The organism is Flavobacterium sp. GW823-FHT06G12 (genome assembly GCF_058794775.1).
The window spans coordinates 1379999-1395835 of the sequence record NZ_JBXAHE010000001.1; the positions used below are offsets into that span (position 1 = coordinate 1379999).

A 15837-nucleotide genomic window follows, 5' to 3' on the forward strand; every position below is an offset into this window, starting at 1 on the left:
ATTTCTTTATGAAAGCAAAAGCAAAAGTACGAAAACATTCATCAATTGTGAATTATGAATTATGAATTATGAGTTTTTTTCTTTGCTATCGTTTTAATTTTTGTTTTTTGACTTTTGATATTTTTCTTTTTAGTAAATATGATTTTAAGTAATAATTTCTGAAATTCGCATAAAAAAAATTATGGACGTAAAAATGCATTCTTCTTGGAAACCAGTTTTGAATGAAGAATTCGAAAAACCATATTTCAACAATTTAATTGAATTTGTAAAAACGGAATACGCAACAAAAGTTTGTTATCCAAAAGGGAGTCAAATTTTTTCAGCTTTTGACCATTGTCATTTTGATGAAGTTAAAGTGGTTATTATCGGGCAAGATCCTTATCATGGGCCAAATCAAGCAAATGGATTGTGTTTTTCTGTAAATGATGGAATTCCGTTTCCGCCATCGCTTCAAAATATATTTAAGGAAATTCAGGATGATTTCAATATACCAATGCCTAATACGGGTAATTTAGAACGTTGGGCAGATCAAGGCGTTTTTCTTTTAAATGCTACTTTAACTGTTAGACAATCTGAAGCAGGGAGCCATCAAGGAAAAGGTTGGGAGAAATTTACTGATGCCGTGATCAAACAAATTTCTGCTGAAAAAGAAAATGTTGTCTTTTTACTTTGGGGAGGTTTTGCTCAAAAGAAAGCTACTTTAATTGATGCTTCAAAACACCATATTTTAAAATCGGGACATCCTTCTCCATTAAGTGCCAATAGAGGTTTCTGGTTTGGGAACAAACATTTTAGCCAAACAAATGAATTCTTGAAATCTAAAGGATTGAAAGAAATTGAATGGTGATTTTTTTAGTTGCAAAGTTGCAAAGGAAAAGACTTTGTGATAAATATTCCTTATAAAAGAAAACCCAATAACATTAAACGTGTTATTGGGTTTTCTTTTTATTTTTTTATGATTTCTTCCAAAACGGCTTTATTTTCATAATTGACCACTTTTAGAATAATCTCTTGATTTTTCACTGTTTTTCCTTCAATAATATAAAGCTTTCCTTTTTTGAATGGAACATTACTTTGGTCAAAATCGACATCTCCATAAGTTAATGTGTTTTTGACATCTGCCGTGTCAACCCATTTTTCACTTAAAGTCTGAACGGCTTTTGGAGAATATTGAAAAGGTTTTGTTCTAAGATTGTTTAAAACTCTGGCATTTGGAAAATAATTGCATCGGGTGTCTTTTCCGATAAAAAATCCTGATACAATAAAACATCCCATAACGAGACCAATCAGGTAATATGCAAAACGGTGTACGAACTTCATGAAATAAAATTTTTGCAAAGGTACATTAAAGTTCCCTTAAAATACAAGTAAATTAATATCGTTGTCTGGCAAATCGAACCAGTCGCCAATTGCTTTATTTGTTAGAATTCCGTGATAAAGATAAATGCCATTTTTAAGGCCTTTATTGCATCGAATTGCACTTTCAATACCACCATCTTCGGCTATCTGATGCAGGTAAGGTGTTAAGATATTACTTATTGATAATGAAGCAGTTTTGGAATAACGAGATGGTATATTTGGCACACAATAGTGTAAAACATTGCTTTTTATAAATGTTGGTTTTTCATGAGTAGTTACTTCAGAAGTTTCGAAACAGCCACCAGTATCAATACTAACGTCAACAATTACAGCGCCTTTTTTCATATGTTCTACCATTGTTTCGTTCACAACAATCGGACAACGCTCTTTTCCGCGCATTGCTCCAATCGCTACGTCACAACGTCTTAAAGCCTTTAATAAACCTTTTTGCTGTATGGTAGAAGTAAAAATTCTTTGATTTAAATTGTTTTGAAGGCGGCGTAGTTTTGTAATTGAGTTGTCGAAAACCTTAACATTTGCACCTAATCCAATAGCGGTTTTTGCTGCAAATTCGCCAACAGTTCCAGCTCCTAAAATCACAACTTCGGTAGGAGGAACGCCTGTAATGTTTCCAAATAAAAGTCCTTTTCCAAATTCATCTGTGATCATTAATTCTGCAGCAATAAGTATTGAGGCAGTTCCGGCGATTTCGCTTAAAGATTTTACAGCAGGATAAGATCCGTCTTCGTCTTTAATATATTCAAAAGCTAAGGCTGTAATTTTCTTTTGAGCTAAAGCTTCGAAGTAAGATTTCTTTTTAGTTTTTAGCTGAATCGCAGAAATAATAACCGTTTCGGGATTTATCATTTCAATTTCAGCCAAAGTTGGCGGTTCTACTTTTAATAGAAATGGGCAACCAAAAACCCTTTTGGTGTCTTTTGTAATTTCTGCTCCCGCATCTGCATATTCTTTGTCTGTATAACTCGAACATTCTCCTGCTCCAGATTCAATCATAACGCGGTGACCTGCGTAAGTTAAGGAATTTACAGCATCGGGCGTAAGACAGATACGACGTTCCTGGTAACTTGTTTCTTTAGGAATTCCTATAAAAAGTTCTCTTTTAAAACGACCAACCTCAAGTTTTTCTTCCTGCGGTATTAATTGTTGTTTTGTAAATGGAGTTAACGTGATTGACATGGATAATGCAAAAAATTAAGAGTACAAATTACGTAAAAAGTTTTAAAATTAATGTAAAAATTCTGCTAATACTCAAAGATAAAAGTTAAGAAATATTATACCTGTCAATAAAGAGGTGAATTTTTCTTTTTACGATTATTTATTATAAGTTTTAAACTAAATTTAGTTCTCTTTTTCCATCAGCAAGCAATTCTATATTTATTGTAGAATGTTCTTCTGGGATCAGACTCGCAATTTTTTCAGACCATTCGATAAAACACCAATTTCCAGAATACAAATAATCGTCAACGCCCATATCTAGCGCTTCGGTTTCTTTGTTTAATCTATAAAAATCAAAGTGATAAACGGTTTGATTACTAGAAGTTTTGTATTCGTTTACAAGAGAAAAAGTCGGACTGCTTGTTGCATCTTGAACTCCTAAACTTTTGCATAATTGTTTGATTAAAGTAGTTTTCCCAACTCCCATTTCACCATTAAAAAGAATGATTTTTTTAGGGTTTGAAGCTATAATCTGCTCGGCAACTTCTTGAATTTGATCTAATGAAAAAACGATGTTCATTGTTGTTTATTTTTTTTGCCACGAATTTCGCAAATTTTGGCGAATTATTTTTTAAATGCCACAGATTAAAAGATTAAAAAGGATTTTCAAATCAATATTGATCTGTAAAATCTGTGGCAAGAATTATTTTATTTAAATTCAAAATTGAAAACTGCGACTTAAAGCTTTTATTTCGGGTTAAATACCAAAAACGGAATAATCATTTCTTCTAACGAAATTCCTCCGTGTTGGTAGGTGTTTTTGTAATAGCTCACATAATGATTGTAGTTGTTTACGTAAGCCAAGAAAAAATCATTTTTGGCAAAAATAAACGAACTGCTCATGTTTATTGCTGGTAAGCCAATGGTTTTAGGCTCTTTTACCACATAAACATCTTTTTGCTCGTATGTTAAACTACGTCCAGTTTTATAACGCAAATTTAGACTTGTATTTTTATCACCTACAACTTTCGACGGATTTTTTACATTAATTGTTCCGTGGTCTGTTGTTAAGATAAGTTTAAAGCCTAAAAGTTGTGCCTGTTGGATAATTTCTAATAAAGGAGAATTTTTAAACCAGCTTAAGGTTAAAGAACGATACGCTTTATCATCAGAGGCTAATTCTTTTACTACTTCCATTTCGGTTTTAGCGTGCGAAAGCATATCAACGAAATTGTAAACAACAGTTACTAAGTCATTTCCTTTTAAAGCTTTAAAGTTTTCGGCTAACTTTTTTCCGCCAGCATAATTGGTGATTTTGAAATAATCTTCTTTAATGTTTAAACCTAAACGTTTTAACTGAGCCGATAAAAACTCTGCTTCATAAAGGTTTTTTCCTCCGTCTTCTACATCGTTTTTCCAATATTCAGGAAATTGTTTTTCCATTTCTAGAGGCATTAAACCAGAAAAAATAGAATTCCTAGCATATTGAGTAGCTGTTGGAAGAATAGAGTAGTACGGAACTTCTTTTTCTAGTTTGTAATAGTTTGAAATTACACCTTCAAAAGCTTTCCATTGATCGTAACGAAGGTTATCAATTACAACAAAAAGGATTGGTTTGTCTTTCTTTTTAATTTCTGGAACCACTAATTCTTTAAACAAAGTATTAGATTGAATCGGTTTATCTGCTTTTGGTGCAAACCAATCTTCGTAATTTCTTTCGATATATTTTCCGAATTGGGAATTCGCTTCAACTTTTTGAGATTCTAGAATTTCGATCATCGCTGTATCATTGATGTCTTCTAGTTTTAATTCCCAAAAAAGCAATTTTTTGTACAATTCAATCCAATCTTCGTATGAATTAACCATTGCCAATTCCATCGAAATCTTTCTAAATTCTTTCTGATAATCTAAAGTGGTTTTTTCGGTGATTAATCTCGAATCATCTAGATTTTTCTTCAAACTCAATAGAATTTGGTTCGGATTTACGGGTTTAATCAAATAATCGGCGATTTTAGAACCAATGGCTTCTTCCATAATATATTCTTCCTCGCTTTTGGTGATCATAATCATCGGAATCGCTGATTTTTTTTCTTTCATTTCAGAAAGCGTTTCTAATCCGCTCATTCCGGGCATGTTTTCATCTAGAAAAACAATATCAAAATTATCTTCTTCAAACAACGCAATCGCATCAAGGCCGTTATTGCAAGTAGTAACTTCGTAATTCTTTTTTTCTAGAAATAATATGTGGGGCTTTAAAAGATCGATTTCATCGTCGACCCAAAGTATCTTTATCTTATCCATAAATCAATTTAATTTTACTGCAATTTAAAGTTATAGAACTTAAAAAGTATTAAAAATAGTATAAAATTACCAAAGTTAAACCATGATTTTATTTTGAAATTTAACATTTTTTAATGTATTTTATTGATAATCATCATATTTTAGAGTGTGATTTTTAAATAAAAAACACCAAGCTCTTTATACTTATTTACTTATATTTGTTGACCAAAAAAATAACGAGACTGTGACTCAGATCAATAAATTAAAAATATTCAACGATCCTATATATGGCTTCATTACGATTCCGAATGAGCTGGTTTACGATCTAATTCAGCATCCTTATTTTCAGCGTCTACGCCGTATTTCACAGATGGGATTATCGTATTTGGTGTATCCAGGAGCGAATCATACTCGTTTTCATCATGCATTAGGATGTATGCATTTGATGAAAAAAGCTATTGACACGCTTCGTTTTAAAGAGGTTGTGATTTCTGAAGAAGAAGAAAATGCGCTTTTAATAGCGATTTTGCTTCATGATATAGGGCATGGGCCGTTTTCTCATGCGATGGAAAAAAGTATTGTTGAAGATGTGCACCACGAAGCCATTTCACTATTATTTATGAATCAGTTAAATGAAGAATTTGACGGAAGATTAAGTTTGGCGATTCAGGTTTTTAAAGGGGAATACCATAGAAAATTCATGTTACAATTGATTTCAAGTCAGTTGGATATGGATCGAATGGATTACTTGAAACGAGATAGTTTTTATACAGGTGTTGCTGAAGGAAATGTAAACTCTGAACGATTGATTCAGATGATGAATGTTGAAAATGATGTTTTAGTAATTGAAGAAAAAGGAATTTATTCTGTAGAGAAATTTCTGCTTTCTAGGAGATTAATGTACTGGCAAGCTTATTTGCATAAAACAAGTTTGGTTGCCGAATTGATTTTAATGAAAGTCTTAAAAAGAGCAAAAGAATTGGTTTTGAAAGGAGTAGATCTTCCTTGCAGTGAACCTCTTTCTTATTTTATGCATAATAAAATAACTCTAGAAAATTTTGATGCCGAAAAGCTCGACTTGTTTTCTCAATTGGATGATTTTGATATTATTAGTGCTTTAAAAGCTTGGCAGCGACAGGACGATTTCGTTTTAAGCACTTTAAGCAAAATGATAATTAATAGAGATTTGCTTAAAATTAAAATGAGCGCTGAGAAAGTTTCTATGGAAGAATCTCAATCTTTAAAAGAGCAGTTTGCTAATAAGCATCATATTTCGCAATTAGATGCAGGATATTTTATTTTTAGAGGTAAAATTAAAAACCAAGCCTATAGTAAGGAAGCAGAACCTATTCGTATTTTGAAAAAAGATAAAACAATTGAAGATGTTGTTGAAGCTTCTGACCAACTGAATTTGAAATCGTTATCTAAATTGGTGACAAAATATTATATCTGTTTCCCAAAACAACTTATATAAAATTAACATTTAAAACCTATTTTTTATATTTTTGTCGCGATGAAATTTACAGCAGAACAAATAGCAGGAATTTTAGAAGGAGAAGTTGTTGGGAATCCCAATGCAGAAGTTTCTAAGCTTTCTAAAATCGAAGAAGGGGACGAAGGGTCGCTTACTTTTTTGGCTAATCCAAAGTATATCAATTATATATATACTACAAAAGCGACAGTAACAATTGTTAATGATAGCTTTATTCCAGAACAGGAAATTACTACTACACTTATTAAAGTGGAAGATGCTTATGCAGCGTTTTCTAAACTTTTACATTTTTATAATCAGGTAAAATTAAATAAAACAGGTATCGAGCCTCAGTCATTTATGTCTGAAGGAACTAAATATGGAGAAAATTTATATTTGGGAAGTTTTAGTTATATTGGACAAAATGTAGTTTTGGGCAATAATGTGAAAATATATCCAAATAGTTTTATTGGTGACAATGTTACTATTGGTGATAATGTATTCATCTTTGCTGGTGCAAAAATCTATTCAGAAACTGTAATAGGAAACAATTGTACTGTTCATTCTGGTGTTATTATCGGTGCTGATGGTTTTGGATTTGCTCCAAATGAAGATGGAGAATATAGTAAAGTACCACAAATTGGTAATGTTATTATTGAGGATAACGTAGATATTGGTGCAAATACTACAATCGACAGAGCAACCCTTGGTTCTACAATAATTAGAAAAGGGGTTAAATTAGACAATCAAATTCAGATTGCTCACAATGTAGAAATTGGAAAAAATACTGTGATAGCTGCTCAAAGTGGTGTAGCAGGTTCTACAAAAATTGGCGAGAACTGTATGATTGGAGGACAAGTTGGTATAGTAGGCCATTTAACAATTGGCAATAATGTTAGAGTTCAGGCACAGTCTGGCGTTTCAAGAAACATTAAAGATGGTGAGGTTTTACAAGGTTCGCCATCACTTGGATATAGTGATTTTAATAAATCGTATGTTCATTTTAAGAATCTGCCTAAAATTGTGGCTGAAGTTGAAGAATTAAAAAAACAAATAATAAACCCAAAAAATGGAAATAATGGTTAAACAGAAGACCATCAAAAATGAAATTTCGCTAACAGGAGTTGGTTTACACACTGGAAAAGAAGTTACAATGACTTTTAAACCTGCACCCGTTAATAATGGTTTCACTTTTGTAAGAGTAGATTTGCAAGGTCAACCAGTAATTGAAGCTGATGCTAATTATGTTGTTAATACTCAAAGAGGAACAAATCTTGAGAAACTTGGTGTGAAAATTCAAACACCAGAACACGTTTTGGCTGCAGTGGTTGGTTGTGATTTGGATAATGTTATTATTGAATTGAATGCCTCTGAACTACCAATTATGGATGGTTCATCAAAATATTTTGTTGAAGCGATAGAGAAAGCTGGAATTGAAGAACAAGATGCAAGCAGAAATGTTTACGTAGTTAAAGAAGTAATTTCTTTTACAGATGAAGCTACTGGAAGCGAAATTCTTGTTATGCCTAGCGACGAATATCAAGTAACAACTATGGTAGATTTTGGTACTAAAGTTTTAGGTACTCAAAATGCTACTTTAAAAAGTTTAGCAGATTTTAAATCTGAAATTGCGAGTTCTAGAACTTTTAGTTTCCTTCACGAATTAGAGTCTTTGTTAGAGCACGGACTTATTAAAGGTGGAGATTTAAACAATGCAATTGTATATGTAGATAAAGAAATCTCTGAGTCTACAATGGAGAATTTAAAGAAAGCGTTTGGTAAAGAAGAGATTTCAGTTAAACCAAACGGAGTTTTAGATAACTTAACTTTACATTATCCAAACGAAGCAGCAAGACATAAATTGCTAGATGTAATTGGAGATTTATCTTTAATTGGAGTTCGTATCCAAGGAAAAATTATTGCAAACAAACCAGGTCACTTTGTAAACACTCAGTTTGCCAAAAAATTAGCAAAAATTATCAAGATAGAGCAGAGAAATCATGTTCCTACTTATGATTTGCATCAAGAACCATTGATGGACATTCATAAAATCATGTCTATGCTCCCTCACAGACCTCCATTCTTGTTAATTGACAGAATTATCGAAATGTCTGATCGTCACGTAGTAGGATTGAAAAATGTTACTATGAACGAGAATTTCTTCGTAGGTCACTTTCCAGAAGCTCCAGTTATGCCAGGTGTATTAATTGTTGAAGCAATGGCTCAAACAGGTGGAATTTTAGTGTTAAGTACTGTTCCAGATCCTGAAAATTATTTGACATATTTCATGAAAATTGATAATGTTAAATTTAAACACAAAGTATTGCCAGGTGATACTTTAATCTTTAAATGTGAGTTAATTTCTCCTATCAGAAGAGGGATTTGCCATATGCAGGCAAATGCTTATGCAAATGGTAAATTAGTAACCGAGGCAGAATTAATGGCACAAATAGCAAGAAAACAATAATAAATTATCAAATTTATTGTTTAGGTTTGTTGCTTCAAATTAGAATATTTTAATTAAAAATATAAAACATACAGATGAATCAACCATTAGCATATGTTCATCCAGGCGCGAAAATCGCTAAAAACGTTGTAATAGAGCCATTTACAACAATTCACAATAATGTTGTTATTGGTGATGGTACTTGGATTGGTTCAAACGTGACCATTATGGAAGGTGCTCGAATTGGAAAAAATTGTAATATTTTCCCAGGAGCAGTAATTTCTGCGGTGCCACAAGATTTAAAATTTGGAGGTGAAGATTCTCTTGCTATTATTGGCGATAATTGTACAATTAGAGAATGTGTAACTATTAATAGAGGGACTATTGCTTCTGGCCAAACTGTAATTGGAAACAATTGTTTAGTAATGGCTTATGCTCACATCGCGCACGACTGTGAGATCGGAAACAATGCAATTATTGTAAATGGTGTTGCTTTGGCAGGTCACGTAGTTGTTGGAAATCATGCAGTTATTGGAGGTTTAGCGGCGATTCACCAGTTTATTCATATTGGAGATCACGCTATGATTTCTGGAGGATCTTTGGTTAGAAAAGACGTTCCGCCATTTACAAAGGCAGCAAAAGAGCCTTTGTCTTATGTAGGAATTAATTCTGTTGGTTTACGAAGAAGAGGTTTTAGTACTGAAAAAATTAGGGAAATTCAGGAAATCTATAGAATATTGTATCAAAAGAATTACAATACAACGCAAGCTTTAAGCATTATTGAAGCTGAAATGGAAGCGACTCCAGAAAGAGATGAAATTCTAGATTTTATTAGAAATTCTTCTCGAGGAATTATGAAAGGTTACTCAGGAAATTATTAAAAATTGAGTTTAATTGTTTATTTGTTTAATCGTTTAATCGAAAAAACAGTTAAACGGTTAAACGATTAAACAAAAAAATAAAACAAATACAAATGGCATCTACATCAGATATTAGAAACGGATTGTGTATTAAATTTAATCACGATATCTATAAAATTATTGAATTTCTTCACGTAAAACCTGGAAAAGGTCCAGCTTTCGTTAGAACTAAATTGAAAAGTTTGACTTCTGGAAAAGTATTAGATAATACATTTTCTGCTGGTCACAAGATTGACGTTATTCGTGTTGAAACACATACATTTCAATATTTATATCCAGAAGGTGATGAATTTCACTTTATGAATGCTGAAACGTTTGAGCAAATTTCTTTAAACAAAAACATTTTGGATGCTCCAGATTTGTTAAAGGAAGGAACAAACGTAATGGTACAGATTAATACAGAAACAGATTTGCCGTTATCAGTAGACATGCCTGCATCTGTAATTCTTGAAGTTACTTATGCTGAGCCAGGTGTAAAAGGAAACACAGCAACAAACGCTACTAAAAATGCTACAGTAGAAACAGGAGCGAACATAAATGTTCCTTTGTTTATTAACGAAGGCGATAAAATTAAAATCGATACAGCTTCAGGTTCTTACATGGAGCGTGTAAAAGAGTAGTTATTTTAATTAAGATAATTTGACAATGAGTCAATTAGATAATAAGTGAATCGACATAATTTTGTATATTCACATTCTAATTGACTCATTTTCTAATTTACAAGTTTTCTAATTATACTATATGAAATTTCCAAAGAGTCATTCTTTACAAGAAATTGCTAATTTGCTTAATTGCAAATTTATCGGAGACAAAGACTTTCAAGTTTTAGGCATGAACGAGATACACGTTGTAGAGCCTGGTGATATTGTTTTTGTTGACCATCCAAAATACTATGATAAAGCTTTGCAATCGGCGGCTACTATTGTTTTAATAAACAAAGAAGTTGAGTGCCCAGAAGGTAAAGCTCTTTTGATTTCTGATGATCCATTTAGAGATTTTAATATTTTAACCAGACATTTTAAACCGTTTCAATTTGCTAATGTTGCTATAGCTCCATCGGCAGAAATTGGAGAAGGAACTGTTATTCAGCCTAATAGTTTTGTTGGAAACAATGTGAAAATTGGTAAAAACTGTCTAATACATTCTAATGTATCTATTTACGATCATACTATAATAGGAGATAATGTAATTATACATGCTGGAACTATTTTAGGTGCGGATGCTTTTTATTATAAAAAACGTCCAGAAGGATTCGATCAGTTGGTTTCTGGTGGTCGAGTTGTTATTGAAGATAATGTTGGCATTGGAGCTTTATGCACGATCGATAAAGGTGTTACTGGAGATACAACAATTGGTGCAGGATCAAAACTAGATAATCAAGTGCATGTTGGCCATGATACAGTGATTGGAAAAAAATGTCTGATTGCTTCTCAAACGGGTATTGCAGGTTGTGTGATTATAGAAGATGAAGTAACCTTATGGGGACAAGTAGGAACTACTAGCGGTATTACAATTGGTGCAAAAGCTGTTGTAATGGGGCAGACAGGTGTTACTAAGTCAGTTGAAGGCGGAAAATCATATTTTGGTACTCCAATTGAAGAATCTAGAGAAAAATTGAAGCAATTAGCCAATATCAAGAAGATTCCTGAAATTTTAAGTAAATTGAAGTAATATGTCTATTAAAGAATTTGTTCAGAAATTTTATAAGTCAGATGCCTTAATTGATAGCGAAATTTTAAAAACATATCTGCATCCTGATGTTATTCTTGAATGGAACAGCAGTAAAGGTTTTATTCAAATGGATTATGATTCGATAATTGAAATGGCCAATGAGCTTAGTCGTGCTTATGTACGTTCTAAGGTTAGAATTAGTCATATTATTAGCGAAGATGATTTAGTATCAGTACGTTACTCTCATTTTGTAAAAACAATCGAGAATCCTAGAGAAGAAATGCTTTTAGCACATTTTGCAACCATTTGGCAGATAAAAGATGATAAACTTCATAGAGGTTATCAAATGAGTCAATTTTCTTAATATTTTTTTGACAATAAAAGAGGCAAAATACATTACAAAACCTTATTTTTGCAACACAAATTTAAAAACTACATAAAATATATATCATGAGTGTTTTAGTTAATAAAGATTCCAAAATAATTGTTCAGGGATTTACAGGAAGTGAAGGAACTTTCCACGCTTCTCAAATGATTGAGTACGGTACTAACGTTGTTGGAGGTGTTACTCCAGGAAAAGGCGGTACAAGCCATTTAGATCGTCCAGTTTTTAATACAGTAAAAGATGCTGTAGATCAAGCTGGTGCTGATACTTCTATCATTTTTGTTCCGCCAGCTTTTGCTGCTGACGCAATTATGGAAGCTGCTGATGCTGGAATTAAAGTAATTATTGCCATTACAGAAGGAATTCCTGTAGCAGACATGATTAAAGCAAATAATTATGTTAAAGAAAGAAATTCAAGATTAATTGGTCCAAACTGTCCAGGTGTTATCACTCCAGGTGAAGCTAAAGTTGGTATTATGCCAGGTTTCGTTTTCAAAAAAGGTACAGTTGGTATCGTTTCTAAATCAGGAACTTTAACTTACGAAGCTGCTGACCAAGTTGTAAAACAAGGTTTAGGAATTACTACAGCTATCGGAATTGGTGGAGATCCAATTATTGGAACTACAACTAAAGAAGCTGTTGAATTATTAATGAACGATCCAGAAACTGAAGCTATCATCATGATTGGTGAAATCGGTGGTCAATTAGAAGCTGATGCTGCAAGATGGGTAAAAGCTGACGGTAACCGTAAACCAGTTATTGGATTTATCGCTGGAGAAACTGCTCCTGCTGGTAGAACAATGGGGCACGCAGGTGCTATTGTTGGTGGTTCTGATGATACAGCAGCTGCTAAGAAACAAATTATGAGAGACAACGGAATTCACGTTGTTGATTCACCAGCAGAAATTGGTAAAAAAGTAAAAGAAGTACTTGGATAATTTTCAAGTTTCAAAATTATAAATTCCAAAAAAGTCTCAATATCCTGTTGAGACTTTTTTACATTTTAAAGGCTGAGGCGTAAATGAAAAAAACTTAGCATCTTAGAACCTCAGTATCTTAGAAGCTTAAAGAAGAAATATGTACAAAGAATTAGAAAAATTTAAAGCAACAAACAGTTTTACTTTTACTGTAAATGATAGTTTAGAAGAAACTTGCAATGCTCCAGAAGGAAGTGCGGGAATATTTGTGGTGTACGCTGTTGAAGGTGATGAAAAAGAATTGATCATGGTTGGTTCTACAGGAACTGTTCAAAATGACGGAACTTTAAAAAGTAAAAATGGTGGGCTTTACGATAAAATCGTAAATGGACATCAGTTTGCTAAAACGGGAAGAAAATATTCTTGGCCAGCACAAATGAAATTAGAGAACATCGAAGCATTAGAAGTAGTTTGGTACGAAACGTTTGCAGGCGATGTAAAAGCAATTCCTACTGCTGTTGAAGGGCAAGTTTTGCAAAACTTCTTAGATGAAAATGGTAAATTACCAAGATGGAATGTAGCTTTTTAAGTTCCTTTCAATCTGAATATTATCAAAAAACCTTACTGATTTAATTGGTAAGGTTTTTTTGTGAGATGTAGGTTTTAATTTTTAAAAATATAAATAGCAAAAAAAAATCTATTTACGGTCTATTTTTTTATACTTAGAAAGCTTTATTTTAAATAAGGCTTTTTTTTATGTCTTTTTTTCTGGTGTCGTAAATCAATGATGAACAAAAAAACTGTAAGGTTCGATTTAGTTAATTAAAATTTAAATTATGGTAAATTTAAGTTTAATCAAAAAACAAGGCGCAATACTGATGAATTTAGAAAAAAGTTTATTTTTTTTGTAATTAATTGGGTTTTGATTATTTGCTTTTCTATATTTATCACACAAAAACAAAAAATAATGTTAAAATTCGATTCTTTTTGTATCTTATAAAATTAATTTAAATGTAAAACACTTGTTTAATTTTTGTTAAATTAGATGTTTTGTTTATCAGTTTTAACTTAAAAAGAAATCAAATTTATTTCATATTAATCTATGTAGTAATCCTATTGTTTTAGTAATAACTTAGATAATCGGATTTTGCGCCCCAAAGCTTTTTTATATGAGCCAAATTTTAAAAAACAAGGTTTTAGACGATTTTATTCTGTGGAATAATTTGAAGAATGGTAATGAGAAATCATTTTCGTTACTTTTTGAAAAATACTATAGAGACTTAATCAGTTACGGCAATTCGCTTTGTTCGTATGAAGAAAAAGTACAAGATTGTATTCAAGATGTTTTTGCTGATATTTGGCTTTATCGCGACTCTCTTCAAGATAATGTTATTGTTAAGGCATATTTGCTTTCTAGTGTTAGAAAGAGAATTGCTCGTTTGCACGAGAGAGATCATGTATTTAGAAAAACTACTACTACAGATGTTTTAGAATTTCTTTTTGATTTTTCTATAGAAAATCGTTTGGTAGAAGACGAAGTTACTGCTGAACGTGTTCTTCTTTTGAATAAATTATTGAATGATCTTCCAGGTCGTCAGAAGGAAGCTTTGTATTTGCGTTATCACCAAGGATTAAGCGTAGATCAAATAGCAGATTTATTAGATGTGAATTATCAGTCGGCTAGTAATCTTCTACATCGCGGTTTACTGAGTCTTAGAAAAGAATGGACAGGCAGTATTCCGCTTTTAGTGCTTATATCTTCAGGGGTTTTTTAAAAATTTAAGAAAAAATCAAAAAAAAATCTTAAATCGGTGAGTATATAATAAAAAAACTGTCCTCTATGTTTTTGTAACCTTAATAATAAGATGCAAAAACGTAACAATTATATAGAAATTGAAGACTTCTTAGCTGATGAATCTTTTCAATTATGGATTTTATCTAAAGTTGATGAACAGGGCTGGGAAGAATGGACTCTCGAGAATCTTCAAAGAGCCAAACTTGTTGAAGATGCAAGGCTTGTACTTTTGGCCATGCGGGTTCCAGAATCTAAATTGTCTTCAAACGAAGTTCATGAAGCTTTACAGGAAACTTGGCGAAAAATTGAACATAGAGAAGAGCTTTCTCAACAATCTTCAAAAATTAAAAAACTTAAAATACGAAGATATTGGATTAGTGGTGTCGCTGCCGCTATTTTGATTGGTATTTTTTCTACATGGTTTTTTAGAAGTGAAATTACTGCAAATGATAATGTAGTTACTTACAACGAACTAGTTCAGGATAATAATGAAGGTTTGGTTGAACAAACCAATAATTCTGAAAAATCACAGATAATTACTTTATCTGATGGAAGTTCTGTTTTATTACAGCCCAATAGTAAATTAAGTTACCCTAAAATCTTTACCGGGAACGAAAGAAAGGTGTATTTATCCGGCGAAGGTTTCTTTGAAATTAGTAAAAATCCTAAAAAGCCTTTTTTTGTTTATGCTAATGAGATTGTCACTAGAGTTGTTGGAACAAGCTTTAGGATAAAGGCTTATCCAGATCAGCAAAATGTTGAAGTTCTTGTTCGCACCGGTAAAGTAAAGGTAAAGTCTAATGATTTGGTTCGCACTACAGAAAACAAAGAAATTGTTTTGCTTCCTAATCAAGCATTGCGTTTTGCTCGTAAAGAATTAGTGTTTAATAAAATAACCAATATTACTGAAGATCCGATTTTAGTAAATAGTGTTAGAAATATTGAGCAGTTAAGTTTTGAGTTTACTGATATTCCTGTTGCTCAAATTCTTGAAACTATAGAACAGGCTTATTTAGTTGATATTGATTTTCCTCACGAAAAATTAAAAGACTGCCGATTGACGACTTCTTTAAGTGATCAGCCATTGGCAGAAAAGCTGAAAATAATTTGTAAAAGCATTGGCAACGATACAAATTATGAAATGAATGGAAATCAGATTGTAATTACGACTTCTGGCTGTAACTAGACTTCGAAATTCGATCAAAAAAATAAAAATTTAAAAATCCAAAATGAAGCTATTAAAAAACTAAAAAAACAATTTGTAAATGCCTATGTAAAAACCGAATGCATAAAAAAAGTGCCGAGAATGCTGTAACATTAACGACACTTAAATCTGAATAAATCACTCTCTGTAAAGGGTAATTTATGATGTTTCTTAAAATACACTCGAATAGTATTAATCAAAACAAACCAAAAT

Annotated in this window: 16 protein-coding genes; 12 read left to right on the forward strand and 4 right to left on the reverse strand. The window is 32.1% G+C overall.

Annotated features, from left to right (window positions below):
• The first annotated feature begins 181 nt into the window (after positions 1-181).
• Positions 182-847 carry a uracil-DNA glycosylase gene (locus AC1Q5Z_RS05905; RefSeq protein ID WP_343588310.1) on the forward strand — a complete coding sequence of 222 codons (666 nt, stop codon included), beginning with the start codon at positions 182-184 and terminating at the stop codon, positions 845-847.
• Positions 848-945: 98 nt separating this feature from the next.
• Here AC1Q5Z_RS05905 and AC1Q5Z_RS05910 read toward each other — a convergent pair whose 3' ends face one another.
• The 4 genes from AC1Q5Z_RS05910 to porX all read right to left on the reverse strand — a co-directional run bounded on the left by AC1Q5Z_RS05910 (position 946) and on the right by porX (position 4836).
• The gene (locus tag AC1Q5Z_RS05910; RefSeq protein ID WP_278021709.1) at positions 946-1320 is read right to left on the reverse strand and encodes a DUF4258 domain-containing protein; all 375 of its coding nucleotides are present in this window, start codon (positions 1318-1320) and stop codon (positions 946-948) included.
• Between the two features lie 36 nt (positions 1321-1356).
• The gene (locus AC1Q5Z_RS05915) at positions 1357-2556 is read right to left on the reverse strand and encodes an alanine dehydrogenase (RefSeq protein WP_198855716.1); all 1200 of its coding nucleotides are present in this window, start codon (positions 2554-2556) and stop codon (positions 1357-1359) included.
• Between the two features lie 151 nt (positions 2557-2707).
• Positions 2708-3115 (reverse strand): tRNA (adenosine(37)-N6)-threonylcarbamoyltransferase complex ATPase subunit type 1 TsaE, encoded by a 408-nt coding sequence (gene tsaE / locus AC1Q5Z_RS05920; protein WP_198855715.1) that lies wholly within the window; start codon positions 3113-3115, stop codon positions 2708-2710.
• Positions 3116-3282: 167 nt separating this feature from the next.
• Positions 3283-4836, reverse strand: a complete 1554-nt coding sequence (gene porX / locus AC1Q5Z_RS05925; RefSeq protein ID WP_111369214.1) for a T9SS response regulator signal transducer PorX — start codon at positions 4834-4836, stop codon at positions 3283-3285.
• Positions 4837-5059: 223 nt separating this feature from the next.
• Between porX and AC1Q5Z_RS05930 the strand changes: the two genes are divergently transcribed.
• From AC1Q5Z_RS05930 to AC1Q5Z_RS05980, 11 genes are all read left to right on the forward strand, one after another.
• The gene (locus AC1Q5Z_RS05930; RefSeq protein ID WP_343588314.1) at positions 5060-6289 is read left to right on the forward strand and encodes an HD domain-containing protein; all 1230 of its coding nucleotides are present in this window, start codon (positions 5060-5062) and stop codon (positions 6287-6289) included.
• Positions 6290-6328: 39 nt separating this feature from the next.
• The gene (gene lpxD / locus AC1Q5Z_RS05935) at positions 6329-7372 is read left to right on the forward strand and encodes a UDP-3-O-(3-hydroxymyristoyl)glucosamine N-acyltransferase (protein ID WP_198855713.1); all 1044 of its coding nucleotides are present in this window, start codon (positions 6329-6331) and stop codon (positions 7370-7372) included.
• Positions 7365-8753, forward strand: coding sequence for a bifunctional UDP-3-O-[3-hydroxymyristoyl] N-acetylglucosamine deacetylase/3-hydroxyacyl-ACP dehydratase (locus tag AC1Q5Z_RS05940; protein ID WP_198855712.1), 1389 nt, complete (start codon positions 7365-7367; stop codon positions 8751-8753). Before lpxD ends, AC1Q5Z_RS05940 begins: the two co-directional genes overlap by 8 nt.
• A gap of 74 nt (positions 8754-8827) precedes the next feature.
• Positions 8828-9613: an acyl-ACP--UDP-N-acetylglucosamine O-acyltransferase gene (lpxA, locus tag AC1Q5Z_RS05945; protein ID WP_095951251.1), complete on the forward strand. Its 786-nt coding sequence runs from the start codon at positions 8828-8830 to the stop codon at positions 9611-9613.
• Between the two features lie 92 nt (positions 9614-9705).
• A complete protein-coding gene (efp, locus tag AC1Q5Z_RS05950; RefSeq protein WP_095929274.1) occupies positions 9706-10272 on the forward strand; it encodes an elongation factor P in 567 nt (188 codons plus the stop codon).
• Positions 10273-10393: 121 nt separating this feature from the next.
• A complete protein-coding gene (locus tag AC1Q5Z_RS05955; protein ID WP_198855711.1) occupies positions 10394-11323 on the forward strand; it encodes a UDP-3-O-(3-hydroxymyristoyl)glucosamine N-acyltransferase in 930 nt (309 codons plus the stop codon).
• 1 nt (position 11324) lies between these two features.
• Positions 11325-11687, forward strand: coding sequence for a nuclear transport factor 2 family protein (locus AC1Q5Z_RS05960; protein ID WP_492444052.1), 363 nt, complete (start codon positions 11325-11327; stop codon positions 11685-11687).
• Positions 11688-11773: 86 nt separating this feature from the next.
• Positions 11774-12646: a succinate--CoA ligase subunit alpha gene (sucD, locus tag AC1Q5Z_RS05965; protein WP_057118027.1), complete on the forward strand. Its 873-nt coding sequence runs from the start codon at positions 11774-11776 to the stop codon at positions 12644-12646.
• 139 nt (positions 12647-12785) lie between these two features.
• Positions 12786-13214, forward strand: a complete 429-nt coding sequence (locus AC1Q5Z_RS05970; RefSeq protein WP_198855709.1) for a hypothetical protein — start codon at positions 12786-12788, stop codon at positions 13212-13214.
• A 580-nt stretch (positions 13215-13794) separates the two neighbouring features.
• Positions 13795-14400 carry an RNA polymerase sigma factor gene (locus tag AC1Q5Z_RS05975; protein ID WP_198855708.1) on the forward strand — a complete coding sequence of 202 codons (606 nt, stop codon included), beginning with the start codon at positions 13795-13797 and terminating at the stop codon, positions 14398-14400.
• A 90-nt stretch (positions 14401-14490) separates the two neighbouring features.
• Positions 14491-15606: a FecR family protein gene (locus tag AC1Q5Z_RS05980; protein WP_286964850.1), complete on the forward strand. Its 1116-nt coding sequence runs from the start codon at positions 14491-14493 to the stop codon at positions 15604-15606.
• Positions 15607-15837 lie beyond the last annotated feature (231 nt).